Below are 25658 nucleotides of genomic sequence, written 5' to 3'. Positions count from 1 at the left end.
ATCCCCTCCTATTAAGGTACTGGCACAGCTTCAACTGGAGTAAGTGACATATTGGCAATGTCAAACACTGTAAATGCTTCATTGTCGAGTGGACGGCCGTTAATTAATTGACGGACCAAGTATAGGCGTTGATCCTCAATCATGCGAAGCACATCCGTAGATTCTAGTTTCGCTTGTGACCCGACACCCATAAAGTAATCTGCCGGTTTACCTGCAACAACTTTACCGATTGGCACAGCAGGAGTACGAATAATCTCTAATCCTGGGACAGCAAAGTTATTAAACGTCCATGATCCATCATCTTTTTGTTTTGCGCCAATCGCGAAAAACTTAGATGCATAATCAAGTGGATTAATAATTAGCGTGATGCCTGTGTAATCCCGTGTACCGCCTTTTGTTGTCGGTGCAAGGATTAATTCACCGATTGATGCAGGGCTGAAATCAGGCAATGCTACCGGTGTTTTTTCTGGATATATGCCACCTGATACTGCACCATCTAAATCGCGCATCATACCAATAGGCTTTTTGTTACCATCACCGTTGACAGCCACTTTTTCAAGTTCAGTTGCCATGATTTCAGTTAGTAATGTACGAACGTAACGATCCAACCATTCAGGCCCCAACTCAAACATCGCTTTACATACAACCAAGAAACCGGAAAGTTTTTGCATGCCCATGTCAACCGTTTCAAAACCGTTGTCAACCATTTCTTTAATCTCGTCACATACATCGCCCCAGTAAGCAGTAGTTGCTCCTTCTTTGCGAGTAACCCACATTGTTGCGGCCCCTGTTGTCTGCATGTTAATTCGAGATAGCAAAGGATGCTCCGTTGCCAAATCTTCAAAGATGCGATCAAATACCGTAGGCGGTACGAGTGCAGCTACACCGTCAAATGATTCTACTTCAATTGCCGCATTGTAAAACTTCTTTTCGGCAGTCGTAAGAGTGCGAACACCACGGGCATTAAGTGTAGCCTGGTCCCAGCCTTCTTCTTGCGATCTTTTGGCTTCTGCGATCGTCTGATCCATCATTGCCTGATAATGCTGTTGATTAGCTTCGTAGTTTTCTACGATTCGTGCGGCTACTTCAGCAGAATCTCCATTTTCAAACGCCATTTTTAATGCTTTGATTTGCTCATCTTTATTGATAGCCGGAACTTGTTTGTCCGGGTTTTTAATTCCTGTTGTCATGTGTCATGACCTCCTGTTTTTGTGTATTAAAAAAAACGCCTATTATTCTTGGCGTTTGAATCGATCTAGCATATTTGTGGAAGTGGATGCGGTAGGTTTCAAAGGCTCCGCTTTCTTGAATCTTTCCAATAAGTTGTTTTTAAATCGTTCAGCTTGTTTGGCCACAACTGTTGGATCTTCCACTTCTATTTCTTCATCAGCAAATCCGAAAGTAATCGCTTCACTAGCGGTCATCCATGTTTCATTGGTGAGAAGTGTTTCTACTTCTTCGCGATCTCCTGCAAACCTTGTCATATATACATCAACAAGAGATGCATCTAAACCAGTTAGCGCTCCAAGTGTTTTGTTAATATCCGCTTTCGTTCCATAAGCAAATGTAGACGCTTCATGAATCATCAGCATAGATCCAGCGTTCATATAAACCTTGTCACCTGCCATTGCAATAATAGATGCAGCAGATGCCGCTAGACCGTCAATGTGGATGACAACTTCAGCAGTATGATTCTTTAGCTGATTATAAATAGCGATTCCGTCAAACGCATCACCGCCACCAGAATTCAAGTGAACATGAATAGTTTTTGATGTAACATCTTTTAGCGCTCTATCCACATCGGTAGCAGAAGTGGAATCCCACCAGTAGTCTCCAATCTCTCCATAAATGACAAGCTTAGTGGAATCTGTCTCTGCATTATACTGTGCTTTAAATTCATGTTGCACATCAGCCATATACGCTAAATCTTGGTTTTTAAATCGTTTACGTTTCATTCATTCTCACCCCCTTTCAAGTTTCTTTCTGTGACATCCACACGCTCATAGTTTTTGGTAACATACCGTTTATTTGCTATCTCATCATCAATAGGATCTTTGCCCAACTCCGCAAGTACATCATTAATCGTCATGCCACCGATAGAAAATAGTTTGTCTACTGCGACAGCTAATTGATTTATATCAACCGTCTTAATTTTGGATGTATCTAGCTTTAAATAAGTACGGTCCATATGGTCTTGACGAGTGTACAGCTTGCGGTTAAATTCATCTGCGATCATTTCAGCAGGTGTACTTAATGCGAACATGATAAAGTTGTCGGTTTGCTTTTCAATGTCAGCCAAATCGCCTTTAAGCAATCCACGTGGTACATGAAACGCCATGGCAACATAGTTAAATATGTCATCAACCAGATTGCCGATGTCGCGGCTGTCAGATAATCCTTGCGCGCCAGCTTTTGAGTCAGACATATCTTCCATCTCATAACCCTCTTGCAAATCAAACGTTGCACCAGACACATCAGGATCAAACCAGTTTTTCATTTGTGCATCTCGCATATCGTCAAGCGCTGTCTGTATCTCATCATCCTGTCTGCGTAAAAAGTCACCTTTAAACATTAAACGTTTAGTGTTTTTGCGCTTGTAGTACGCCATACTGGATGCAAGTAATTTACCGTAAGATTCGTATAAATCATCAATCAACTTGATAATGTTCGCATCTGTCAATTTAAGATAAAATACTTCTGCTTCAAAATAAACGCGGTTCATTTGCAAATCACCAATTGTGATATTTTTATAAATGTTTGGTTTAAATGCAAACTCCACACGTTCGAAGTCATCCGCAATAAAATATTTTTCTCCACCGTCATTAATAATCAAACATTCGCCATCGATAAAGAATTTACGGATTGCTTTATGAAAGAACAGTGTGGCGTTTTGATTTTGGTTTGGCTGTACATTTAGCAAGTAGTGCAAGTTTTGGCGTGTCGGTTTTCCATTTTTATATGTCTGAAATTCACACCTTGCTAACGCATTGGCGATTAAATCCACACAAGTTTCAATGGCAAGCCTTTTGTAATAAACCTCTGCTTGCAACATAAAATGACATTCATCTAAATTTAATGTCCTTGTACCTTTGTTGAAAAACGCTCTTGCCCAATCGAATACTCCCAATTTCTCACCTCCTAATATGTCCGTACTCGGAACGCTTTTGTGATATTTTCTTTTGTTAATGTCCGGCTTTCTTGAAGTTGTGCATCAAATTGTAATGCATGCAAAAAAGCCGCAAACCCATCAGTCTTACGGGTTTTCGGTTCTATTTTTTCATATGTGATATTGCCCTTACCGTCATATTTAACATAAGTATTATTGGTGTACCAACGCATCATCATATCGTCACCGTACACAAGATTTTCATAGGCAAATAATTCTTCTACAATCGGCTGCAACATGGTATGTGTTTTTGTACCACTACGAGCAATGTCTAATTTAAAACCGTACCCTTCAAACACTTCGCGTAGATGGTTAATCCGGTACATATCGCTCGTAATCATCTTAATATTGTGCTTTTTAGATTGTTCTAGGAACCAACCCGCGATAATGTCAGGGTTATTTGTTTCTTCTTTAATAATCGTTACATATCCCTGTTTAATCGCCAATTCTATGTCTACGCGATAGTTCGCCAATAACAATGATCGATGATTAATAAACGTGTGATGCTTCCAATATCGCTTACCGTCCTTTTTAAACAGCAAGCCACAACCGACAAAATCCCGTGTATCTGCATAGTCAATCCCACCGATACAGTCCGCACCTTTAAAATCAGGAAACTCTTGATTAGTAGCCGCGATCTTATCCCAGTCTGCCACTCCATCAGCAGATAGTTGAGAAGGAATATTCATTCGTTTGGTCATGAACTCCATACGAGCAGACGGACGTTCTTGCATTCGATCATATTCAATCGTCATTTCCAGTTTTAAATCCGGTAGATGTTGAATAGACGGATTGGCTTTTTCCCACATTCTTTCATCGTGGACTTCTTCTGGATCGTCCAAACGGCAAAGGAAAGGAAACATGCGAGAGTTCGGCAAATCACCATTTAACACGCGATCCGCTTCTTCCTTGATTTGATCCAAAAATCCATCCCGTACATTTCCATCAGTTGTCAAATAAATACGTCTAGCGCGTGGGACTTTACCTAGGCCGGATGTAAATACTTTAATATTATCTTCCGTTTCATAAGCATGAATTTCATCAAATACAACGACACCAGGACGGAAACCGTCTTTCGTTTTCGCGTTGTTCGTATAGTACGCAATTTCCGATTTCGTTTTATAATGCCGAATCACTTGCAACGTTTTCCGAAAATGTTTTTTGAACGTTTTCCAATGCTCATCCAATACATCGTGTAAGTCTTTAAATGATGTCATAGCTTGTTTTTCGGACGTTGCGACAATATCCACGTTATACCCGCGCACACCTTGTTTCCCCAACATGTGGAAGGAGAGTGCGGCCAAAAATGCGTTTTTCCCTGCACCGCGTCCCATGTACAGTAAAAATTCATTGAACACTAAAGATCCATCTTTATAAAATAGTCCAAACATGCAAGCAATCACGAATTTTTGCCATTTGAATAATTTGAACGGGAAATACTTTTCAATCGATTCAATAGCGTCTTCTACTTCGTCATTCCGGACTTCCACAGATGAAGAGGAGGACTTTTCTTTTACTAGTTTAATTAATTTTTTCACATCTTTGTTTACGACAATTTCGCCTGATTCAACTGCCGCAATATACTCTTCGATGTATGGATTAGTAATCTTCATCTGGATCAACTTCTGGTTCTTGTCTGACTGGCTTCAATCCCATTTCCGATAACAGGCGCAACATTTGATTATTCGTTTTCGTATATTCTGGAATGGATGGATTGATTTTAGAACCTGTACTCGTCATGACCTTCACACCATTATTATGAAAATCCACTTCAAGTGCTTGTGCCATATCCCACATGGTCAAATAATTGTCTACCATATCCATGTGGTGTTGTGCAGTCGTGCCGTTTTCCTTCAGTTGCGAGACAAGACCTTTTTTGATCTTCCCTCTTTTTTTCAATTGAGCTTCGTTCAATTTCCTCCCTCCTTTAAATTACATTTTTTTACTTTCCTTTATACATGAGTAAAGCCAAAAATATAAATAGTCGTGGCCCCTCCTCGTTGAATGGTTCCCCGAAAATTTTTCAAAAGTTTTGACCGGGGGGTGTATTATTTTAATTCACGGCGGAGTTCGTCGCGTTCGTTGAACAATTCTTCCCTGTATTGCACTAATCGTTTATCTTCTTCTCTGCAAGATTCAATTTGTGACTCCGTATGTCTTAGATCGTCGCTTAATCTTTCCAATCTCTTTTCGATTAATCGGTTTACGTATTCACTCATCATCTACACCTACCCTTTCGGTTGTTTGGATTGTATTTTGCCGAACCTTTTCGCTTTGTCTCCCATGGTGGTGACGGATTGACAAGGTCATCAATTTTATTTTGCATGGCTACCGCCCACCGACTCAAAACATATGATCTCCAATACATATCACCATCGCTCCTCATTAGTAAATTTAACTTCATGCTGTTCATCCAATCGTTCATGTACTTTGTTATGACAGGCAATGCATAGGCTTTGTAAGTTAGATAGACTCAATGATAGATGCGGATGAGTCTTTACTTCTTTGATGTGATGGACGTTCTCTACACGATGATACTTGCCCTCCGCCTTGCATAGCTGGCACTCATAGTTATCTCGTTGTCTTGCCTGCTCACGCTTAGCAAACCATTCTTTGCTCTTATAAAACTTCATGAGTTGACCGTCGTTGATCCAGTTGATTAACTCTTGCATGCGTTTGTTAGTTACCATGTCAATCACCAAGCAACCAATGAAGTAATGAAGCAATTACACAAGTGAGCATCATCCCTGTTATAAAAAAGAAAATGTTTAATTCTGTCATGACTGCTCACCCTTGTTTATATCCCATGGGTTATAAGTAAGTGTGACCTTGCGACCCTTGCCACAGCAACCAACCACGAATGGTATCTCTGACTTGTACCATCCACGACGGACTAACTCACGTAGTAGCTCATTGTCTTTGTAGTCTTTGATATCCATTAACGTCCACTCCCTCTCACTCCACGTTGTTGCATCTTGATTAGTTCCTGGGCGATTCTGTCAACGTCCACATGCTCTTTCACGTTGATGATTACGTTGTCTATGGTATAACCGGATTGCTTTTCTTTTTCCAATACTTCGATACGCTTTTCTAATTCCGCTATCTTTGTTTCTGGACGCTTGTCAGGTTTTTTATTAGCGCATGTATTTACCGTACCCCATCTGAATAGGTCTACATAGTTACCATCGCAAACAGGACAGAAGGCAACGACTTCATCGTTTGTGTATGTCACACCTTCATGCTTGCACCTGATACATTTTCTTCTCATACCTTTAATGTTTTCTTTCATAAGTTTCTCCCCCTCCATAAAATAAAAAGACACCCGATGAGATTCGGATGCCTTTCAATGTTATGGATTATTCAACTTCTTCTATGTCACCATCTGGATAGATGATATAACTTTTTAATAACATGCCAGAACCTATCGCCTTGGCATCGTGTTCTTCTTTGTCGACGTATTCTTTTACATCTGCATATAGTAATCCGCTCATCTTATTTACGATGGTAGTAGTGTTAGTAGTAAAGTTTATTATGTAATGAACCTCATCGTCTTTCATGTTCTTTTTTTCGTAAGATAACAAGTATTCCAACACATCTTCATTACCGGACATGACTAATTTCTTTGCTTTGCCAGTAGTATCATTCCTGACTTTACCCGGTTTCATTTTCTTTAATTTTGAAAAGTCTTTATCACTTACACCAACAATGCGATCATGGTCTTTCACGTCATCCCATGTGGATTCATTCGGGTTTCCTGTTGCTTCGGTTTTTGAATCGTCACTTCCACAGGCTGCTAGTAGCCCAACCATTAATAATAATACCCATAGTTTTTTCATTTCCATTCCCCCTTTTGGATATTGTAACCAAAACAGAAGAAAAAAAGAACCACCCAGTCGGAACAACTGGATGGAATCAAATTGGAGGAGGAACTATAAAGCTTAACAACTCGGCACCAACCAGGCCCCTGTTGTCAGTTCTTTATGTTCTTACTATATCGCGGATTTTCAATAGTATCAGCCTTTTGGAATGGTGCTCTTTCGTGACACTTTTATAATGCACTATATTCCTTCGCCACTTGCATCGCTCTCATTATTTCAGCATGACGTTTTTTAATATGACTAGAACTGTAACCGACATCTTCAGCTATCTGTTCAAGCGTCTTGCCTTCCACATACTTCAAGAAAAGGATTCTGCTTTCTAATCCCTTGAATGCTTTCATCATTTTTTGCATATCATAGAAATCATTCATATTATGAGCGAGTTCATATTCAATCACTTCGATTCGTTCTTCTAATTGAGCGCCATCTGACTCTGCTGTTAATTTGTATTTTGCAAGATCACCCGAAACCCATCTATGCAGTTCTTTACCGGAACGTTCAAGATTATATTCTAGGTACTCTATTTTCTGTTTAAGTTCTTGATAATCCTTTAGCCATTCGAACAATATAAGCACCCGCCTTTTTTAATTAAAACATCCCAGTCTTTAAAAAATGTCGTGCTTGATAATAAAAACGATGGAGAATATTATGCCCAATCATCTGCTTGCTCATTGGTACGATTTCAAAGTTATATTTCGCCTTTAAACTTTCCAGTCTGCCTTTTAATGCTTTTGGATCGTACTTTGAACGGTAATCACCTTTTGCGATCTTTTCATCAAAATCAGGTTCTTCCACAAACAGGACAAAGCGGCTACCTTGCGCTCTAATCAATTCATTGATAAAAGCATGTTGGGTATCTTTTTGTAGATTACCCGTAATTTCATCTACTCCATTTTTCCTTTCGATGAATGTATTCATGTATAAATCGCGTTGAATACCTAACTCTGGATTAGCCGGAATCATGCAACCATAATCACCATGATCTAGTTTCTGAATCTTTACCGGTATACTTTTTTGCTGTAAATATTTCAACACATGACCATTCACTTTTTCTCTTGTATCGATAACGATGGTCAACGTCTTTAATATTGCTTCGATTTCTTTATCGGTGTACTTGTAATGGATCAATTTTTATCACCTACTAACAGTTCAGGATTTTTGTAAATATTACTTTGCACGAAGGAAAGACTAGTCGCGGTTTCTTCAAACTCGTAATAATCAACAGCTTCACCTGAAGCGCCAACAGGATTGAAAAGAAACAATCCGTACTCATCCCAAATTACTTCATGAAGATTTTGATGAGGATATTCAATTAAAATATCACCTTCATAAATCTCATATCCCGCACCATCTTTTAAACCTGTATAATGTAGCCAGACCAAATCTTCGTGCTCGAAATCTTTCATTGTGAATTCTGCTTTTATTGTTTCCCAGTCATACATTTCATTATGTCGTTTATCCCAAGCGCGAAACTTAATTTCTCTATTCATTCTATTTCCCTCCCTTTACAACGTCGTAGCATTCGTTTCTAGGCTCTATAAATCTTTGCAAGAGTAAATGTTCACCTTTGACGTAATTCGCCAAGAAGCGACTGTTAGCTACTTATTCCGACTAGCCCATGAAACGGCACGTTTATAAAATTCCGTTTTCATCTCATTTGATTCATCATTTTCATATTGCCGATAATCATCGTATGGATCACGCCAACCATTACGAGCAAGTACAACGGTCCAATCATGCAATAAATTTAATGATTCATTATCCGACAATAGCCAGGTATTCATTTTTTCATTCTTTGTCCATCCACAATATAATTCCAACGCTTTTCGAATTGTAATATCGGGACCGGTTGCACCCTCCCAACTTTTAAACCAATCATCAATTTGATTAAAAATCGGTTCCGCTGATTTCAATACTTCTGGATGGATCAGGCTCGCATTGTTTAGTGCAAGCCTGCCGTCTTTTTCATCACGATAAATTTCAGCGCCGGATTTCCAGATGAGCGAGAGTATTTTTAGTGTGTTAGTCATAATACTTCCGCATCCAGAAAATAAATTTTTCCATTAATTTTAGTTTTCTCGTATTTCTTTTCGAGGGTTTTATACAGTTTGTTTTTTGGATAAGGTAAAGTGTTCGACTTTCTACACCAATCTTTATAAGTATTATAAATATCCATGCCCAAGCATTTAAACCCATCGCGTTTTAATACTTTGACACTCGTGAATTTTGATATTTGATGTTTTACATATGGTTTTGCGTAAATTTCCAAATTAAACGCCTCCTAGTTATCAGGATTTTTTAAAAACCTCTTAAAGTAACTGAAACGTCCGTTAAATAACCCTTTTTTCGTTCAGTAACTGACGCTCAACCCTACAGACGCAACGCTTCAAGTTGTTTTGAGTTATTATGAGTATCAGGAAATCCGGTTTACTGAATACTAATACTCTTATATATATATTTTATTTTTATTTTTTAAAGTTATAGAAAAACCAATAATTATAATAACTCATTAAAAAATAACCCTGTTAAACCATTGGTGCTATTGACTTGTTAAAAAACGCCTTGAGTTACTGAACGATTTAAGTGTTATTGAGTGACCTTGAAAAAGCTACTTTCTTCATTTTCGGTAACTCCTCCAGTAACTGGCGCGCGTTCTTTTATGGTTATTCCTGTCAAAAATGTCTTATTTCCAGTTCCTTTTGTTTTTCCGAACCCTTTAGTTTCCAACATTCGATAAAACGAACGATTTCCAAGAGATCGTTCACCCGAACCAAAACACCACTTGTCATAGACGTTATATAATTCCTTTGCTTCAATCTGAATTGCTTCATTTTTAGGCTCATCTATATAACAAACTTCATTCAAAAATGGAGCGAGAATGTCCATATCGTCTTTATAGTTTCCGGTTGCATCCGTTACTACTCTCGGTTCTTTTACTCCCGACTGCTGCCACTTCAAGCAACCTTCAATGGCCCAGTTTAAAATCCCTGGCATTTCAAGCGACAACTTTTCTTCAAGTTTTTTATCGCGTTCATGCGGTTTTAAACTCAAAGTAAATGGGATGATCTTCACCCTGCGCCAAATACCGTCATCTACACCACCGATGATCGGCTTGTGATTCGTGGTGAAAAACACTTTAAATTCCGGAATGAACTCGAAAAACTCTTGACGCAAGAAGCGCGCTAGTATCGCTTCACCACCAGTAATAGTTTTTACAAGTGATTCTTGTAACTTTTCTCCTTCTTCGGATTCAACCGCTGATACAAAACGGGAACTAGCAAGCCTGGCAATGTCGTTGTTGGCACCATCGCTTTTACGCTTGATAAACGTTTCCGAATTTGTTTGTAGACCATAATCGCCTACTAGTTTTTTAATCGTATTGACAAAAGTAGATTTACCGTTAGATCCACCACCGACTAGAAAATACATAGATTGTTCGGAAGTATCACCAGTCAGCGAATACCCTACCAAACGTTGCATGTAATCAACCAGATCCGCGTCACCTTTAAATATTTGATCTAAAAACGTCAACCAAACGGGACACTTTGCCTTTTCGTCATATTCGACATTTGCTATTTTAGTTAAATTTAATTCGCGATCATGCTGCTGAATTTTCCCTGTTTTTAAGTCAATGATTCCGTTATCTACGTTAAATAAAAACTTGTGAAGATCGAAATCGTTACGTTCGCCAGGTACCAACGGCATTAAATCTTTTATGCTATTCATCCGGATATTACGACGTTCGCACATACGTGCCCACTTGGTTTCCATCTCATCATCCGACTTGTATAGACCGCGTAAAACTTTATTGGTAATGCGTTCGATTTCCTTTTTAGTGTCCACACGCCAACGTTTTCCATCCCATATAAGCCAACCCATATCCCCTACATATTTAATTGTGTGGCCATATTCATATGCGATCCGCTCGGCATTTCCTAATTCAGTCAAACGGAACTTCTTTTTCGGCTTGTCCTCCACATCCTCATTATTGTGGAAGTCAAAAGAGAATTCGTCGTATTGTTGTTGGTCTAATATTGTGGAAGGGGTAGAAGTAATGGCTTCCGCTATTGTCCGTTCACCATAAGTTTCTCCACTGGAATGATGGATCTTGTCCCATTTATCACGTATAAGACCTGATTCTCTCATCATGGCATCCATTCTTGTAGCGCTTTTGCCTGTCCAAAATGCAAGGTGATTACATAAAGCCAAGTCACTAGATGAATGGTCATCATTGATTAAATTTCCGTTATAAAGTGAACGGATCTCATCACCGCTTTTTGAACGAAACATTCTTTCCCAAAGCGCTTCATTGGACACTTTGATTTCATCATTTTCAAAATCTGCTAGATTTACACGGCCTTGAATATCGCTATCATCAAAATATTTTTCGAATACTTCTGCCAGCTCATCGGTTCGATCATACACATCATTAGAATTCTCACGATTGCCCGTAAAGGTGAAATAACGACCGTATGAATATATTTCTAGTCCATGCTGGGTGTTTTTCCGTCCAGTTCCCATAACATTCTGTGGAAGGCCGCCTTTGACAATGATATGCAGTCCTTTTCCACTTGGGGAGAATTCCGTGTAACTGTCCAATGAATCTATAATCTCTGAAGCAAATGTATTGGGTTTGCCGTCCACAACACAATTATCTATATCAATACCAATGTAATTTTCCTGGCGGCTGAAAACGAACCCTATACCGTCATATCCACCCGCTAAATAAAACTTGATAACCGTAGCAAATGTGGACCACGTACTGCGGTTATTAGTTTGCGCTGTTTCACCGTCAACTTGACAAGGAATTTTGGTATACCGCCCACCCTTCTTTTCAGATTTCCACAAGATCCATTGCGGAAGGGCTTTTAGTTCGGAAGGGATAGCATTAAAATCATAGTTTTCCTTCATTGTGATCCCACCATCTATCTTGAGTAATAATATCCAACGCCTGAAGACATCGATCACGTTGGAACATACCGAAATGACATTCATTGCTAGTTATTTTCAGCCTTCTTGCCAAGTCTTTATATAGTTGACTGCGACTAGCTAACTTTTCATAACGCCATAATTTATCGAAAATATCATGGCAAGCTTTCCGTAAAACCTGAACATCCTTAGTAGCCAATGTACCTAACGGTTTACCACTGTCGTGTGTACCTACACTTGCCTTACAATCATGGCAGTAATAACATTTTCCGTTCCCATACTCGCGACCATAAATAATAGAATTACTTTCTTTTTTTACATTTTCCGATCCGCAATTATGGCAATTTTTAATAGCACTCATGGTTGCCCTCCTAACGCATAACTGATTATCATTCCAAGTCTGCTTCTTTTACAAAAACACCATTGACCATTTTTCCTTTACGGTCTTTGATTTCTTGATACGCACTATCAACGCAACCTTCTAAGGAAAATCCTAGTTGCATAGAAAGAATAGTAAGGACAACGAATATATCACCGATTGCATCCGTTGTTTCCCATTCGTTATTTCTCGCTATGGCAGCAGACAATTCTCCTACCTCTTCCATGAGCTTGAGCATTTGTTTATTCGGATCCGCATCGTCCAGACCTCTCATAATTGCCCACGTTCTAATTTTTTCAGTTAAATCTTGCATCATTTATAATTCCCCCTGGTTATTGTATTTCGAATTTTTTCGATCGACTTTTCTTTATCCTTAGTGCTTTGTTGGCACATATAATGCATATATTGTCTCTATGGCATACGCTTCCTACTTGCGTCTGTTGCTCATCTCCGCATATCTTACAGTTGATAGTTTTGATGGGTAGTGTGCGTGTGATTCCGTTTGCGTTGGTTCGTTTCATCCTCCACCCTCCAATCTTCGTTGTAATACTTCATTCTCTTTTTCCAAGCGTTCGATTTCTTTTCTCATTTCCCTCATTCTGATTCTCATGCCAGAAACATATTCTTGCCCATCATGAAATTCCATCATGGCATGTTCGGCTAGTTCGTCATCCGTCCAACTACTAGGCGTGAATAATTCAGGGTATTTCTGTGAACCTTTAATGCGTTGTTTATCACTGACTTCTTTCCTGAACAGATCGCTTTCAATGTACGGCTGATGTTTGTTGATTTCTTGGATTTTCATATCATCACCACATGCTTTTCTGTTCGCCATATAATTCGACGAGTACATCTTCTAGTAATATATTTCCGTCTATGTTTCCGGCTTGTTCTACAAAATCCGCAAGTGTGATATTTTTCTTCTTAATTTTCCGTCTGACCTCTACCCAATCAGTAGCCGGTTTGCCATACCACTCATAAAACGTCGTCCACAGTTGAGCATCCATAAATTCAACCAACTCATACATGGCTTGTACTACTTTTTCCGTATTGCCTTGTGCGCCTTTTTCCCAAATTCGTTGCTTAAATACCGATTGTCCAAGCGTTAGAAAATTAAACTGAAAGACAAACGTATTTAGTTTTGCGTTGACCGGCATAGCAGATCTGGCAACCTGTGGAGTTTCACCACTATCTAGCAAATCGTAATAGTTGCCCATAGAGTCGCCTATTGCAAGATTTACTGCATTTTCGTCCTTAACCTTGTCGGATGGTAATACATAGCCTTCACTTCTTAGCGCCCTGTTACCACCTGCCACACGCATATTAGCGGTACTGTAGGTTGCTAGATGGTCATAGACTTCCTTCGATACGTCCGTAAATTCGAACTCTGCCATTTCTCCGCGGAATATAGCAGGTACATGTCCCATGCGAATTATGGATAACGGTCTGCGTGTATTCGCAATGTCTGGCTTACCTAAATATCGTGCCGCATTACGTGCCGCGTTCAGACGGGCTGGATCACTGTATCGTACGAGCTTGATAGTAAATGTATCTCCGTAATAAACGGGCATGCTGTTTTTTATTTTAATCATTATTGCGATTCCCCTTTTTATGTTTAATCGGTCTATTGTCTTGTACAAACCGGTAGCCCTCATATTCGAGGACTGTGGGTTTACCGTTTTTACGTTTGGTTACTGTGACGGTGGGTGTCGGGTTGATGATGATGGCTCCATGTTTGCCTGGGATCATTCTGAATCACCCTCCATACCCTAAAAAGTCGTTAAATTGCTTTTGAGTCTTTTCAGTCTTAACAACCGCACCTTTTGATGCCGCACTCTTGACTAACACTCGGATTGCTTCTAAATCATCCTTACGCATAGCGACAAGGTGCATGTTGCCGTCGATAGTGAGTAGAATATTTACATCTGCATCTTCTATATTTACATTAGTCGTCATTCTTATTCACCGCTTTCTGAAAATCTTCTCTTTCCATTTGGATAATAGCGCTTCTGTATTTTTCATACTTTTCATTCACTTCGTTATTAAAGGTATATGAGTGATACAATTCCAAAAAACTAAACTGTTCAGACGTTGATCCGTAAGCGTAATTGTAGCCATAACAACATACTTCGCATTCACCACTTTGTTCTGACATGAAGCCACCATCATGATATGCCGTAGTCTTAAATTCGTTTTCACACACTGGACATTTCATTCCGACCCCTCCCGATAATTCCGATTACTTTCCACGCCATAAAGCAATTCCCACATTCTGCGATTGTCCGATTCGAGTTGTAGACGGTTAGCACGTTCAACTTTTAATTGCTGATTCCGTTCTTTTATCTGATCTTGTAACATACTGATAAATACTTTTTGTTCCTCAATATAGTTGTCTCTCCAAGTCATTACAGATCCCTCCCTCTCACATATCCAAGTCCATAAGCCAGTAAAAATATTGCGGATGCAGCTAGATAAAACATCAATTTACGTTCACTTCCATTGTTATTTTCGATTTTTGGATATAAAAAAGAGAAGTCCTGAAAATGGACCTCTCTATTTAATTTTATTTAGAACGGAAGTTCATCATCTGTCACTTCAATTAGTCCCCCACCTGGACGGAATGGATCGTTTCCTACTTGACTTGGGGCATCCACATTAGAGGGATTGTAATATGATGCTTTAGCGTACATACTGCCATTATTTCCTTCTTCGTGTTTCACCCCGATTTCCAAATTACGATTTATTAGTAGGTTTGCCATTTCTTCACATGACGAGAATTGATAATTTTCTGGTACACCGGCAGCCTTGCAAAGTGACTTTACAATTCCTTGGGCAATCGGATGTTCAAAAGTGAAATTGTTGTAAAGAACTTTAGCGCCTTGTGAATCCTGTGGCACATCGGAACGGATTTCAAAGTCTACAACCATCATGTCTTTACCTGCATTTGTTTTCTTGGCAACTGCATTGATTACAACTGCTTCATACTTACCTGGCTTTGGTAACTGGAACCCTTTTACTTCTTCTACTTCATCCATTTTGAAAAATGACATAATTATTTATCCCCTTTTAGTCGCTCGATGGCGGTTTTTAGTAATACCTTTGAAAAGTTTTCTAGCTTTTGATTAGCCTTAAATTCGAAATTGGTTATCATTTTTTGTAAATCTGCATCAGCACTAATCATGGATTGAATCGTGTGGAGGAGTGCCAGCCTTTCTTCTTCTTCAGCCGCTCGTTTTTCTTCCTCTTCTGCTTTCACATCAACTCCTAATTCAACCCAACGATAAAGCTTGCTGCCATCTTCTTCAGTGATAATTTTTGATTCACCTTCAAATAATCGCGTGTTATCTTTTGACGTTTCAGAAACACCCTCCATATTGACAAGAAAATTAATCATGAATTCGTATTCAAATTCATCTTTCTGAACGGGTTTAGTACCGACTTTTCTTGGTGCCATTTTTCCATGTTCATTCAATTCAACAACATACTCGGTTTTAGTCCTCATCGTGCAGATCACATGAACATTATTTGTTGTGAGTGTTTCAATTAAACTAGTAGTTTCACTGGATAATTTACCCCAGTTTTGAAAACTGTTGCCTGTCATGTTGCTGTGCGTTTCGATTATTCCACCCTTTCCCTGCCAGTTGTGAGACAAAGAATCTACTATAATAACTTCACATCCACTTTTCTTTAATGCTTGCACAGCGCCATTGTAGCGATCCGTAGTGTAAGGTGGTTCAAAGTTAATATGCATAAACTCACCAATTCGCATATCTCCGAACGTTTCATTCCAGTACAATAATGACCGCTTATGCTCCGTATCAGCCACACCGATTTTTGACCATAATTCCTTTTCATCTACATCTGGATAGGCTTCTTTCATCATGCCGTAAGCCATCCGCAAGGCTGATACTGTTTTACCAGATCCCGATGGACCGATAAAACCAATTACAGCTTTTTGTTTTTCTCGCCTTGCCTTTTCCGGTTCAAACATTTCTTCCACACTCCTCTATTAAAATGGTACGTCCGGGTTTATCGCGTTTTCTGCAGCTTCTGCTTCTCGTTCTACTTCCACAACATCATCAATAGAAATCTGATTCGGATCAACATAGAATGAACCATCTCCATCTTGTGTAACTTTCACCCCATCATGCAAAATGTGGTTAGCTGCATCTTTAGCGGCTTCTGATTCCATGATTTCACGCGGCACATTAAAGCTGTATGTCAAATCAACCAGGAAGTACGTTCCGAGTTTATTATGCTTTTCAGTGATTTTGTGCATTGTTAGATAAATCGAATCTTTAGCAGCCAATACGATTTCTTCTGCCTTGTCACGATCACCTGCATAGTGCTGTTCTTTTTGGTTTAATTTTTCTTTTGTCATGTTATTTCCCCCTATTATCGAATCCGTAAAGATTCGCCTTGTGATATTTGTGCGCCTTCATACTCAAACCCATCTTTTATGGATTCCATCAATAACTTTTTATTCAAAGTAGGTTTTTGTTCATCGAAGAATATCTCCGGAATCAATGACTCGTCCACAACTTTTAACGATGGAGGATTTTTCTGAATGGTAAACGTGAATTTTTCACCCTTGATCTTCTTCTCGCCTGTGGAAGACATAGTTTCATGAATAGATGTTTTCATACGCTTAATTCCGTTTTCCATCACCTTGCGACGTTCAGCTAAACGCTTTTCTTCCGCCTTTAAACCCTCAACGTCAGATTCGATGTTACGAATAACCATTCCGTACGCTTCCAACTTTTCGTGTAATGGTCCTTGTAGAGATTCCAGCGTATCTTCTAGACCTTCAAATCCGTCCTCTATCATGCGTTGTACTTGCAGATAATCACCGGATAACTCGTACAGTGTTGCCACTCTCATCAACTCCTATCTGGTCAAAATACCCTTCAGAAAAAGCTTTGACTTCTTCCAGCATGTCAATCATTCCAAGCACACGTTGTTGCATATGCTTGTACTCTTTTTGAGCAGTGATTAGCGTTAACTCACCAAACGGAACATCCGATTCATATTCCATTGCATCAATCGCCATATCTATAAGCTTGGCATTTTCACTTGCCAGCATATCTTCAAGATGTTCAATCAATTTTTCATTCATGTATATTTCCTCCTGTTTCGTGGTATATTGATAGTGTTGATGGTTTGATTAAGCGTCCGATTGCAGTCGGGCGTTTTTTAATTCCATTATTCTTTCTTCTAATTCCTTAATTTCGGCTTCGGCACTGAATTGTTCCAGAACACCGAAATGGTCTAATAACGAATCATCATCGCCATAAATAAATAGTTCTATCGGCAAATCAAACGCTCGGCTTATTAGCAGTATAAATTTCAATCCAATGTTTCGGTTTTCGTTTTCTATTTGCGATAAATAGGGTCCGCTAATACCGGTTTTCTTGCTAAATTCCACTTTAGACATTCCATGAATTTCTCTAATCACTTTTATCCTTTTGCCTAAACGATTAGTAAAATATTCGATATCGGAAAAATTCTCGCACTCTTTTCCCACTTCTCTCACCTCCCTTCAATCTTCGTCATCATCCAACCTATCCACCGTAATAACATTTCTGACTTTACGCCTTTTCTTCAATTTATTTTGATAAGCCGGATAAGTGTAATATCTGATAGTGTTTTCTGAAACACCGTGTCTTTTTGCTAACTCTGAAATCGTTCCAGTGTAAAGAAACTCCTCACCTTTATACATTGCATATTCTGCATTGTTGTCTCTACGCGTGACTGGACGGGTAACAGCTTTTTGAATATCCCAACCTAAGTCTTTTAATCTGGATGTTAACATTTTCCGTGTAATGCCATTAGATTCAGCTATCTTCAATTGTTCAGGCGTGAATCTTTCACTCATTCCAACACCCTCCATTCAAATTTCAAAATCGTCAGGGACAAAGTAAAACCCGTCATGTAAAATCGTTCCGTGTTCGCTAATAGGAAAAGGATCTCCGTCTTCGTCCACTATTCGATAATCACAATGTCTCCACTTCGGGAAAGGATAAGGCAAGCCGGATTTCTGAACGTGACGCGGTATTGCTTCGATTACTTTACCGTAATGCCAACCGCCTTTTCTTCCTAAATAGATAACCCTTATCGCCGATCTGCCTACACTTCCGCTACGTAGTTTATCTTTCAGCTTCTTAACTTCTTCCTCGTTCACTCCAACACCCTCCTCTCAATATTGCTTTCTTTCAACATCTGATTGACCGCACATTCCGCATTGCAAAAGTAGTTGTATTCACTAGGGAACGCTAGGACTTCTTCACCTTCTGCTAATTCCTGACCGCAATATGTGCATTCATCGACTGTTACAGGTTCAGGTGGTTGTAAGTGTTTCTCCATCTATCTCACCTCCAATAGTTCAGGGTTTTCGTAGATGTTGCCGATGACTTCAACAGTTCTAAATTCACTTACAAGATAGTCCATAAGCCATTTACACAAGCCGTCATTATAGTTAGTTCTAAAACCTGAATGTGAATATTCCACAACACCAACACCGATATGGTCATCGATTATGTCACCTTCATAAATCTTCACACCGTTCTTATCTTTCAATCCGGTATATTGCATATAAATCCCTGTATCAGCCGATAATGTAGTTACGTCATGAAACATCATTTCGATTGCTACATCCCAAGCTCGAAACTTAATCTCTCGCATCTATCTCACCTCATTTCCTAGACTAATAAACTCGTCGTAGACTGATAGAACAGTAAACGGAATAATATACGTATGCCGCTTGTGGAGTTCCTTAAACTCACCGCTACGCTTACTAAACTTTTCGATGGTAACTGTACGGATCGAGTGTCGACTGCCTGTGTGACGTACTATTACACGCCATGCACCGCCCTCGCTTGTCCACTTCATACGCTCACCTCTTTCGCATGATTGCCGCGTATATTTTACTGCTAGCCGTACCGCTAAACTTGACCTTGGCATTGCTGTATCGATTGCCTACACCGTCATATACCTTGCCGTGTTTTTCGTCTTCGATATACTTCACCACGTAATATCCTTTATCCAGTAAATCCTGTACGCGTTGCTCACGTTCAGCGGGTGATCCGGCTTTGATGGTTACGGTAAAGTTACTCATCGGTCTGTACCATATTGAGCGTTTGTATCGTCAATGATCGTAGACAACCTAACGAAATCAGAATCAATTGCACTTAATCGCCCACCTCTTGGATACTGACCTGGTTTTGATACTACGGACGTATAGCTTTCATCCACATCAGGGTGTATAAACTTCCCAACAACCATTCCTAAAACCACCTCATCCGGCTGTACTGCATTCATAAACTCTTTCGGAATATCAATCTCCAACGCTCTTGCTAGTGCGATAGCTTTGCCGATCCATTCGTTGAATACTTCGCCAGTGATGCATTGCGAACGTCCCACATGACGAACTACGCTTTGAACTTCTGTGCCATGGCTCATCCATCTAACTAGAGCAGTAATCTTATTTTCTTTTCTGACAAATTCAGTTTTGTAAAAATGGAGTTGCGCGGTAGCATTTCCGATGTGGAAGTTTAAATCTCCTGTTTCCACACTTTCATACTTTTGAACAAACTCCCTAGCCCGCTGAATCAATTCCGCACGTTGTTCGTTCGCTGATTTAATCGGAACATGAGGACATAACTCGTCAATCGCCATCATTAAATCTGACAATCCTTCAGGTGTATATTTATCCCACAACGATTTTGCCATATCTTCCACATCCGGTGTCTCATCCTTTGCCGCGTCATACCCTGCATTAAATCCACTTTTATATACACGAGCTGTTAATGCATCCGTCATTTCCTGCCAGTCTTGCATATCCTTACGACCTAGTTTGTTTTCCATTGGATAAATCCTCCTCATTTTTAAGTTCCTGTCCCGCGTGTTCCCACAGACTCCCAAGCATGAAACCGATCATTGATATTCCGATTATCAGAATGAACATGTATTCGCTCGGTGTCATATCAGCACCGCCTGTGCAATGTATTCATAGTGTTCGGGGTGTGACTCTTCCAAACCGGCAAACTCTTGGTGACAAAACATAGTAAAGAACTTCACACCTTCCACATCAATAGATAGGTGATACGGAAACTCTTCAAACGTTTCCATTTTTGCATCGTAATTTTTTACTGGGAAACTTTTTAAGAATTCCGGTGTGTCCATCTGGACTTGATTACCTAAATCATTATCAATCGTTATGCGTAAGATGCCCGCATACCCTTGTTCTTCTCGGTTGTCTTCCACAATAGATGCTAGGCGATTTATTAGATCTGTTGTTTCATCTACTAGATTCATGATTTTCTCCCTCCGAATATTAAACAAAAGTTTTTGTCCAGAAACTTTGCCATTTCACTAGCCTGAAAACTCCACTTTTCACCCGACTTACTAGGGTAATAAACAAATCCACCATTCTTCACATCTAACGACTCTTTGAACTTTGGTACATAGAGTAGATTCTCTTTCAGCCATACTTGTTTTTTGCTTGTCCGAACTTCTAAGTCTTTCATTGTCCAGTAGGTTCCTAGTAGTTGTTCTTTTTGCAAATCTTCCAATTCGATTTTTGAAATTAATACGTAATCCGTTGGAATATCAATAGAAAGATTGACATTAAGTTGTTGCATTGTTGCACCCCCAGTTCCTTAATTTACTGAAATTTTCTAGTCCATATTTTCAGTGCAACCTTTGATGGTTGTTTTGTTCAAAGTGAACAATGACTTTCAGGCGGTCCACAAACTTCGTTATTACCGAAGTTCCTAGGTAAAAAAATATCTTCAATTGGTACAAGAAAGAAATGACTGATTGAAAACATTTCATCCATCCGGAACTGATGCTGACCGCGTTCCTTCAAACCGTATGATTCAACCGTTATATCCAACAGCTTTGCCATGTCTTTCTGCTTTAAACCTCTTTCGTTGCGTAAGCGAATCAAGTTCCACTGTTTCATGTTTTTTCCTCCTCTCTGTTTGCTATGAATCTACTATATTCGTTATTACCGAAGTTGTCAACGATTTATTTCGTTTTTAAGGAATAAATCTCTTTAAACAGCATAATACTATGGTATAATTAATTCTGGAAGGAGGATGTACTAATGAAGGAAGATGATTTAGCGAAGTTTGTAGGCGGTAAAATAAAACACTACCGAAAAAAGAAAAAACTTACTCAAAACGATCTCGGGGAGTTGATAGGCAAAAAAAATAACACCATATCGAATTATGAAACAGGCACAATCTCACCTGAACAAGATGCTTTATTTGCTATTGCAAAAGCGTTGGATATTAGAGTGGATGATTTATTTCCTGAAACGAATGTGGAAGATCAGAACGATAATTTCCAACGTGCGTTACAAATGGCTGACGGATTAGAATTAAACGAAATGAATTTTCTAAAAGATTTAATAGAAAAAACCCTCTCCATGCAGGGAGAGGATCGAGAAAAGTTTTTGGAAAGCATACGCTTTACTGTGGAGTATTACGAGAAGATGAATCAGGATTAATTTTTGAACTTTGGCTAGGCGGTTTACATTTCTTATTTTTAAGAAGTTGGACGAAACTCACCAGTGTTTGTAACGCATCGTTGTTCATAACAGCGCCGCCTTTAATATTTTTTGTGGGGTGTCTATTTGGCTTACAAAGTCGGAAGATGCTTGCTTCGAGAAATCCTAGAAAGTAAAGGTATGAATCAGAATGATTTGGCAATTAAGTTAAGTGTGACCAAGCAACAGGTAAATAAATATGTAACAAACAAGCAAGGGATGTCATTGGAAGTCGCCAAAAACATCGCGGTTATTTTAGATTGCCAGATCGAAGATTTATACCAATGGAACGAAGTGAGCAATAACGAGTAGATCTAAGGTCTGCTCGTATCCGACTGTCAGCCGAATAGCTTACTTTAATTATACCCTACTTTCACCCAAAAATATGTATATTTTTAAATTTTGACATTTTAGGTAATGCTAATATATCATAAGTAGAACGAATGTTCCAATCATTTAGTAGGAAAGGAGAAACTAATATGGCTACATTTCAGCAACGTGGGAAGACCTGGCAATATACAATAAGCAGTTATACGGAAGGTAAATATACCCCTATACGCAAAGGTGGATTCCGCACAAAAGGAGAAGCGAAGAAAGCTGCTGACATAATAGAAGGAGAACTGGCCCAAGGTGTCTCCCCAGTCCTCAATAAAGATGTTTTTGCGGATTATTTCGAAGTGTGGGTAAAAGATTTAAAATCTGCAAAGGCCGAAGTCACTTATAATCGCTACCTGAACACCCATAAAACGATTGTAGAAGAATTAGGCGGGATTACCTTACAAGATATGACTAAGCGGAAATATCAACGTTTCCTGAATGAATACGGTGAGACTCGCGCCTATGCGACGATACGCAAATTAAACACGCATATTCGCGCTTGTGTGAAAGATGCTGTGGATGAAGGAAGAATACGTGTAGATTTCACACGCGGTGTGGAATTTAATAGTAAAGTGGAATCCAAAACATCTGAAGAACGACATTTGAATTACGAGGAAAGTGTTTTACTGATTGCGGAGTTGAAGAAACGGCTGGATAAAAGTTTAGGCTATTACATTTTATTACTGGCGGCAGCAACCGGAATGCGATTCGCTGAATTAATTGGATTGAAACGATCTGATTTTGATTTTAAAAAGGGTGTCATTCACGTTCGGCAAGCCTGGGATTACAAAAAAGGCACGGGGTTCGCTCCACTTAAAAATACGCAATCCAAACGAGATATTGCAGTGGATAAAGTGACAATGGATATATTTAAAAACCTTTTTCAAAAGTTACCTTCCAATTTACACGGTGCGGTATTTTTCAATCCACAATCCAGCAAAGGCACATTGTCCAATGAAGCGATTAATAAATTATTACGAAACACACTGAAAAGTTTAAAGATCGACCCTATCACTATTCACGGATTACGACATACTCATATTTCTGTTTTACTATATAAAGGTGTATCGGTTCAATTTGTTTCTGAACGTGCAGGCCATAAAGATGTGGAAACAACGCTCAAATATTACTCACATGTTTTAAAAGAAATGAGAAAAGAAGAAGAAGAAAAATCTGTGCGGATCATAACGGAAATGCAATCAAATGTGGTGTAGCAATGTGTAGCGTTTGTGTTGTAAATTTATATATTCATGTGTATTCAATGCTACACTTCACATAAAAGAAAAACCCTTCAAACATTGTAATGTCAACGTTTAAAGGGTTTCCTTAATACTTTTATGTTGTGTAAAAATGTGCATATTACGTCCCAGGAGGGATTCGAACCCCCGACCGATGCCTTAGAAGGGCATTACTCTATCCAGCTGAGCTACTGAGACAAACACCTGCAACCACAGGCACAAGAACTATTATATGCATAACCTAAACAAAAGTCAACACTATTTCTTAAAACTATTTATTTAAAATGATTTGGTCTAGTAAGTCGTGATTCATACTATGAAAACTCACAGTATAAGCATCGGCTATTTCGATGACTGCGTAGGAAGCTTTCCTACCGCCACGTGGTTGCGTCGTGCTTCCCGGATTAACAAAAAGTACATCGTTGATCATTTCCGCCCCATACAAATGGGAATGGCCAAATAACACAATGGTGGCTTGCTGTTCAGCTGCTGCGTAGGAAAGAGCCAGCATAGAGCACTTCACGTCGTGTTCATGGCCATGGACGACAAATACAGTCTCATCGTCCACTTTCTGAACAATGGACGCTGGAAATTGATCATCGCCGTCACAGTTACCACGAACAATATGGATTCCATTGAGCAATGGATCTTTTGCCAATAATTCACTGTCGCCACAATGGAATATTGCGTCTGCTTGCAATGATGTAATTTGCTTCACTGTATGCACGTCGCCATGTGAATCACTCAAAACAATTAGTTTCATTTTATCTCCCCCATCCGCGTAATAAATTCTGGTAGCTGCTCTTTTAACTCAGCTAAAGCTGCCCCTCGATGAGAGATTGCACTTTTCTCTTCTGCAGATAATTCTGCCATTGTTTTTTCTTTACAAGGTACATAAAATATCGGATCATAGCCGAACCCATTCGTTCCTTGTCGTTGTTCTGTAATGACCCCTTCACAGCTACCAGAATAGGTAGTTGTCTCGACACTTGGTCCTGCAATTGCCAGAACGCATCGAAAACGTGCCTGACGTGCTGTTTTAGGTACTCCTGAAAGTTTAGCTAGCAACTTATCGATATTCGCTTCATCGTCCGAAGGCTCGCCTGCATAGCGTGCAGAGTAGACACCTGGCTCGCCATTTAATGCATCCACTTCCAGCCCACTGTCATCTGCAATTACTATTTTCCCCAGTAAATTCGCAACCGTCTCGGCTTTCAGTATGGCATTGTCAACGAAAGTGGTACCGGTTTCTTCTACATCAATTGATTCTTCGATATCTTGCAACGTCAGCACGGTAATACCTAAAGGACGAAAGAGCACTTCAAAGTCTTTTGCCTTCCCTTTATTATTCGTTGCGATTAACACTTCTTTCATTGTGCTTCGCCTGCCTGTTGTCCAATCTTATCTGCTAACTCACCTAATACTTCTCTTTGAATGGCAATCAGTTGTTCAATACCGGACTCAGCTAATGTTAATAAATCATTCATTTCCGCACGAGAAAAAGTAGCTTCTTCGCCTGTGCCTTGGAGTTCTACGAATTGACCTTGCCCAGTCATCACAACATTCATATCCACAGCTGCCGAAGAATCTTCTACATAATCGAGATCTGTGATCAAATGACCGTCAGCCAATTTCCCCACACTTGTAGCAGCTAGGAAATCGCGAACTGGGAAAACAGGTAGGTTCTTTTCGATTTGCAATTTATTCGCAGCGATGACCAACGCAACGAATGCACCTGTAATGGAAGACGTTCGCGTTCCACCGTCTGCTTGAATGACATCACAGTCAATCCAAATCGTACGTTCTCCAATGGCATCCAAATCAACGACTGCACGCAAAGCTCGTCCGATCAAACGTTGAATTTCCATTGTACGACCGCCTACTTTACCACGGGATGATTCACGGATTGTCCGTTGTCCAGTGGCGCGTGGCAACATAGAGTACTCAGCGGATATCCACCCTTTTCCACTGTTACGCATAAACGGCGGTACTCGATCTTCAATCGTCGCTGTACAAATCACTTTAGTATTGCCGACTGAAATCAGTACGGAACCCTCTGGATGTATCAAATAATCTTTCTCGATCGTTACGGTACGAATATCTTCTATTGCTCTTCCATCATGTCGCATACAATTTCCTC

At 39.6% G+C, this 25658-nt stretch carries 43 protein-coding genes and 1 tRNA gene; 3 read left to right on the top strand and 41 right to left on the bottom strand.

Annotated elements, in window-relative coordinates:
* Positions 1-11: 11 nt before the first annotated feature.
* The 37 genes from CSV63_RS07410 to CSV63_RS07225 form a co-directional block, all read right to left on the bottom strand.
* Positions 12-1190: a phage major capsid protein gene (locus CSV63_RS07410; protein WP_099695258.1), complete on the bottom strand. Its 1179-nt coding sequence runs from the start codon at positions 1188-1190 to the stop codon at positions 12-14.
* 42 nt (positions 1191-1232) lie between these two features.
* Entirely contained in the window at positions 1233-1955 is a 723-nt protein-coding gene (locus CSV63_RS07405) for a head maturation protease, ClpP-related (protein ID WP_099695257.1), read from the bottom strand.
* A complete protein-coding gene (locus tag CSV63_RS07400; RefSeq protein WP_199203626.1) occupies positions 1952-3127 on the bottom strand; it encodes a phage portal protein in 1176 nt (391 codons plus the stop codon). The genes CSV63_RS07405 and CSV63_RS07400 overlap by 4 nt, the downstream gene beginning before the upstream one ends.
* An 11-nt stretch (positions 3128-3138) precedes the next feature.
* On the bottom strand, positions 3139-4779 hold the full coding sequence (locus CSV63_RS07395; RefSeq protein WP_099695256.1) for a terminase large subunit domain-containing protein: 1641 nt from the start codon (positions 4777-4779) through the stop codon (positions 3139-3141).
* On the bottom strand, positions 4766-5080 hold the full coding sequence (locus CSV63_RS07390) for a P27 family phage terminase small subunit (RefSeq protein WP_085430094.1): 315 nt from the start codon (positions 5078-5080) through the stop codon (positions 4766-4768). The genes CSV63_RS07395 and CSV63_RS07390 overlap by 14 nt, the downstream gene beginning before the upstream one ends.
* A gap of 134 nt (positions 5081-5214) precedes the next feature.
* Entirely contained in the window at positions 5215-5385 is a 171-nt protein-coding gene (locus CSV63_RS16470) for a hypothetical protein (protein ID WP_158233927.1), read from the bottom strand.
* A 150-nt stretch (positions 5386-5535) separates the two neighbouring features.
* Positions 5536-5856 (bottom strand): HNH endonuclease, encoded by a 321-nt coding sequence (locus CSV63_RS07385; protein WP_233191982.1) that lies wholly within the window; start codon positions 5854-5856, stop codon positions 5536-5538.
* 248 nt (positions 5857-6104) lie between these two features.
* A complete protein-coding gene (locus CSV63_RS07380) occupies positions 6105-6455 on the bottom strand; it encodes a hypothetical protein (RefSeq protein WP_099695255.1) in 351 nt (116 codons plus the stop codon).
* A 67-nt stretch (positions 6456-6522) separates the two neighbouring features.
* Positions 6523-7002: a hypothetical protein gene (locus tag CSV63_RS07375; RefSeq protein WP_099695254.1), complete on the bottom strand. Its 480-nt coding sequence runs from the start codon at positions 7000-7002 to the stop codon at positions 6523-6525.
* A 212-nt stretch (positions 7003-7214) separates the two neighbouring features.
* Positions 7215-7610 carry a sigma factor-like helix-turn-helix DNA-binding protein gene (locus CSV63_RS07370; RefSeq protein WP_099695253.1) on the bottom strand — a complete coding sequence of 132 codons (396 nt, stop codon included), beginning with the start codon at positions 7608-7610 and terminating at the stop codon, positions 7215-7217.
* Between the two features lie 22 nt (positions 7611-7632).
* Positions 7633-8172 (bottom strand): ERCC4 domain-containing protein, encoded by a 540-nt coding sequence (locus CSV63_RS07365; protein WP_099695252.1) that lies wholly within the window; start codon positions 8170-8172, stop codon positions 7633-7635.
* Complete coding sequence (locus tag CSV63_RS07360; RefSeq protein ID WP_099695251.1) at positions 8169-8534, bottom strand: YopX family protein; 366 nt, start codon at positions 8532-8534, stop codon at positions 8169-8171. Before CSV63_RS07360 ends, CSV63_RS07365 begins: the two co-directional genes overlap by 4 nt.
* Positions 8535-8642: 108 nt before the next feature.
* Complete coding sequence (locus CSV63_RS07355) at positions 8643-9074, bottom strand: hypothetical protein (protein WP_099695250.1); 432 nt, start codon at positions 9072-9074, stop codon at positions 8643-8645.
* Between the two features lie 556 nt (positions 9075-9630).
* A complete protein-coding gene (locus CSV63_RS07345) occupies positions 9631-11955 on the bottom strand; it encodes a phage/plasmid primase, P4 family (protein WP_099695248.1) in 2325 nt (774 codons plus the stop codon).
* Complete coding sequence (locus CSV63_RS07340; protein ID WP_099695247.1) at positions 11939-12334, bottom strand: zinc-finger-containing protein; 396 nt, start codon at positions 12332-12334, stop codon at positions 11939-11941. Before CSV63_RS07340 ends, CSV63_RS07345 begins: the two co-directional genes overlap by 17 nt.
* Positions 12335-12362: 28 nt before the next feature.
* The gene (locus tag CSV63_RS07335; RefSeq protein WP_483315655.1) at positions 12363-12668 is read right to left on the bottom strand and encodes a MazG-like family protein; all 306 of its coding nucleotides are present in this window, start codon (positions 12666-12668) and stop codon (positions 12363-12365) included.
* 201 nt (positions 12669-12869) lie between these two features.
* A complete protein-coding gene (locus tag CSV63_RS07325; protein ID WP_099695245.1) occupies positions 12870-13157 on the bottom strand; it encodes a hypothetical protein in 288 nt (95 codons plus the stop codon).
* 4 nt (positions 13158-13161) lie between these two features.
* Positions 13162-13944, bottom strand: a complete 783-nt coding sequence (locus tag CSV63_RS07320; RefSeq protein ID WP_158233926.1) for an FAD-dependent thymidylate synthase — start codon at positions 13942-13944, stop codon at positions 13162-13164.
* Between the two features lie 163 nt (positions 13945-14107).
* The gene (locus CSV63_RS07315) at positions 14108-14308 is read right to left on the bottom strand and encodes a hypothetical protein (RefSeq protein WP_099695243.1); all 201 of its coding nucleotides are present in this window, start codon (positions 14306-14308) and stop codon (positions 14108-14110) included.
* Entirely contained in the window at positions 14298-14567 is a 270-nt protein-coding gene (locus tag CSV63_RS07310) for a hypothetical protein (protein WP_099695242.1), read from the bottom strand. Before CSV63_RS07310 ends, CSV63_RS07315 begins: the two co-directional genes overlap by 11 nt.
* Complete coding sequence (locus CSV63_RS07305; RefSeq protein ID WP_099695241.1) at positions 14564-14758, bottom strand: hypothetical protein; 195 nt, start codon at positions 14756-14758, stop codon at positions 14564-14566. Before CSV63_RS07305 ends, CSV63_RS07310 begins: the two co-directional genes overlap by 4 nt.
* A gap of 161 nt (positions 14759-14919) precedes the next feature.
* Positions 14920-15402 (bottom strand): DUF669 domain-containing protein, encoded by a 483-nt coding sequence (locus CSV63_RS07300; RefSeq protein WP_099695240.1) that lies wholly within the window; start codon positions 15400-15402, stop codon positions 14920-14922.
* 2 nt (positions 15403-15404) lie between these two features.
* Entirely contained in the window at positions 15405-16343 is a 939-nt protein-coding gene (locus CSV63_RS07295; protein ID WP_099695239.1) for an AAA family ATPase, read from the bottom strand.
* 18 nt (positions 16344-16361) lie between these two features.
* Positions 16362-16733, bottom strand: coding sequence for an organic solvent tolerance protein OstA (locus tag CSV63_RS07290; protein WP_199203625.1), 372 nt, complete (start codon positions 16731-16733; stop codon positions 16362-16364).
* Between the two features lie 14 nt (positions 16734-16747).
* Positions 16748-17227, bottom strand: coding sequence for a siphovirus Gp157 family protein (locus tag CSV63_RS07285; protein WP_158233925.1), 480 nt, complete (start codon positions 17225-17227; stop codon positions 16748-16750).
* Positions 17199-17468 (bottom strand): hypothetical protein, encoded by a 270-nt coding sequence (locus CSV63_RS07280; RefSeq protein ID WP_099695237.1) that lies wholly within the window; start codon positions 17466-17468, stop codon positions 17199-17201. Before CSV63_RS07280 ends, CSV63_RS07285 begins: the two co-directional genes overlap by 29 nt.
* A 48-nt stretch (positions 17469-17516) precedes the next feature.
* Positions 17517-17876, bottom strand: a complete 360-nt coding sequence (locus tag CSV63_RS07275; protein ID WP_099695236.1) for a helix-turn-helix domain-containing protein — start codon at positions 17874-17876, stop codon at positions 17517-17519.
* 15 nt (positions 17877-17891) lie between these two features.
* Entirely contained in the window at positions 17892-18227 is a 336-nt protein-coding gene (locus CSV63_RS16735) for a MerR family transcriptional regulator (protein ID WP_233191980.1), read from the bottom strand.
* A 15-nt stretch (positions 18228-18242) separates the two neighbouring features.
* A complete protein-coding gene (locus CSV63_RS07265) occupies positions 18243-18533 on the bottom strand; it encodes a hypothetical protein (RefSeq protein WP_099695235.1) in 291 nt (96 codons plus the stop codon).
* Positions 18530-18715, bottom strand: a complete 186-nt coding sequence (locus CSV63_RS07260; RefSeq protein WP_099695234.1) for a hypothetical protein — start codon at positions 18713-18715, stop codon at positions 18530-18532. The genes CSV63_RS07265 and CSV63_RS07260 overlap by 4 nt, the downstream gene beginning before the upstream one ends.
* Complete coding sequence (locus tag CSV63_RS07255) at positions 18716-19033, bottom strand: YopX family protein (RefSeq protein ID WP_099695233.1); 318 nt, start codon at positions 19031-19033, stop codon at positions 18716-18718.
* Positions 19034-19240 carry a hypothetical protein gene (locus CSV63_RS07250; protein WP_099695232.1) on the bottom strand — a complete coding sequence of 69 codons (207 nt, stop codon included), beginning with the start codon at positions 19238-19240 and terminating at the stop codon, positions 19034-19036.
* Between the two features lie 4 nt (positions 19241-19244).
* The gene (locus CSV63_RS07245) at positions 19245-19466 is read right to left on the bottom strand and encodes a hypothetical protein (RefSeq protein WP_099695231.1); all 222 of its coding nucleotides are present in this window, start codon (positions 19464-19466) and stop codon (positions 19245-19247) included.
* On the bottom strand, positions 19463-20215 hold the full coding sequence (locus CSV63_RS07240; protein WP_099695230.1) for a hypothetical protein: 753 nt from the start codon (positions 20213-20215) through the stop codon (positions 19463-19465). Before CSV63_RS07240 ends, CSV63_RS07245 begins: the two co-directional genes overlap by 4 nt.
* 114 nt (positions 20216-20329) lie before the next feature.
* A complete protein-coding gene (locus tag CSV63_RS07235) occupies positions 20330-20665 on the bottom strand; it encodes a hypothetical protein (RefSeq protein WP_099695229.1) in 336 nt (111 codons plus the stop codon).
* Entirely contained in the window at positions 20662-20991 is a 330-nt protein-coding gene (locus CSV63_RS07230; protein WP_099695228.1) for a DUF771 domain-containing protein, read from the bottom strand. The genes CSV63_RS07235 and CSV63_RS07230 overlap by 4 nt, the downstream gene beginning before the upstream one ends.
* Before the next feature lie 77 nt (positions 20992-21068).
* Positions 21069-21314, bottom strand: a complete 246-nt coding sequence (locus tag CSV63_RS07225; RefSeq protein ID WP_099695227.1) for a helix-turn-helix transcriptional regulator — start codon at positions 21312-21314, stop codon at positions 21069-21071.
* A gap of 144 nt (positions 21315-21458) precedes the next feature.
* Here CSV63_RS07225 and CSV63_RS07220 point away from each other — a divergent pair, with 144 nt between their 5' ends.
* From CSV63_RS07220 to CSV63_RS07210, 3 genes are all read left to right on the top strand, one after another.
* Entirely contained in the window at positions 21459-21863 is a 405-nt protein-coding gene (locus tag CSV63_RS07220; protein WP_099695226.1) for a helix-turn-helix transcriptional regulator, read from the top strand.
* A gap of 126 nt (positions 21864-21989) precedes the next feature.
* Positions 21990-22214, top strand: a complete 225-nt coding sequence (locus tag CSV63_RS07215) for a helix-turn-helix transcriptional regulator (protein WP_099695225.1) — start codon at positions 21990-21992, stop codon at positions 22212-22214.
* 167 nt (positions 22215-22381) lie between these two features.
* A complete protein-coding gene (locus tag CSV63_RS07210) occupies positions 22382-23494 on the top strand; it encodes a site-specific integrase (RefSeq protein WP_099695224.1) in 1113 nt (370 codons plus the stop codon).
* Between the two features lie 148 nt (positions 23495-23642).
* Here the strand turns inward: CSV63_RS07210 and CSV63_RS07205 are convergent.
* The 4 genes from CSV63_RS07205 to rph all read right to left on the bottom strand — a co-directional run bounded on the left by CSV63_RS07205 (position 23643) and on the right by rph (position 25647).
* A tRNA-Arg gene (locus tag CSV63_RS07205) sits at positions 23643-23716 on the bottom strand.
* A 73-nt stretch (positions 23717-23789) separates the two neighbouring features.
* The gene (locus CSV63_RS07200) at positions 23790-24281 is read right to left on the bottom strand and encodes a metallophosphoesterase (RefSeq protein ID WP_099695223.1); all 492 of its coding nucleotides are present in this window, start codon (positions 24279-24281) and stop codon (positions 23790-23792) included.
* Positions 24278-24892, bottom strand: a complete 615-nt coding sequence (locus CSV63_RS07195; protein ID WP_099695222.1) for an XTP/dITP diphosphatase — start codon at positions 24890-24892, stop codon at positions 24278-24280. Before CSV63_RS07195 ends, CSV63_RS07200 begins: the two co-directional genes overlap by 4 nt.
* The gene (rph, locus tag CSV63_RS07190) at positions 24889-25647 is read right to left on the bottom strand and encodes a ribonuclease PH (protein ID WP_099695221.1); all 759 of its coding nucleotides are present in this window, start codon (positions 25645-25647) and stop codon (positions 24889-24891) included. The genes CSV63_RS07195 and rph overlap by 4 nt, the downstream gene beginning before the upstream one ends.
* Positions 25648-25658: the final 11 nt, after the last annotated feature.

The organism is Sporosarcina sp. P34 (assembly GCF_002743375.1).
Taxonomy (GTDB): domain Bacteria; phylum Bacillota; class Bacilli; order Bacillales_A; family Planococcaceae; genus Sporosarcina.
Note: the sequence above shows the minus strand (reverse complement) of the source record. Positions and strands in the feature narration are given on the sequence as shown.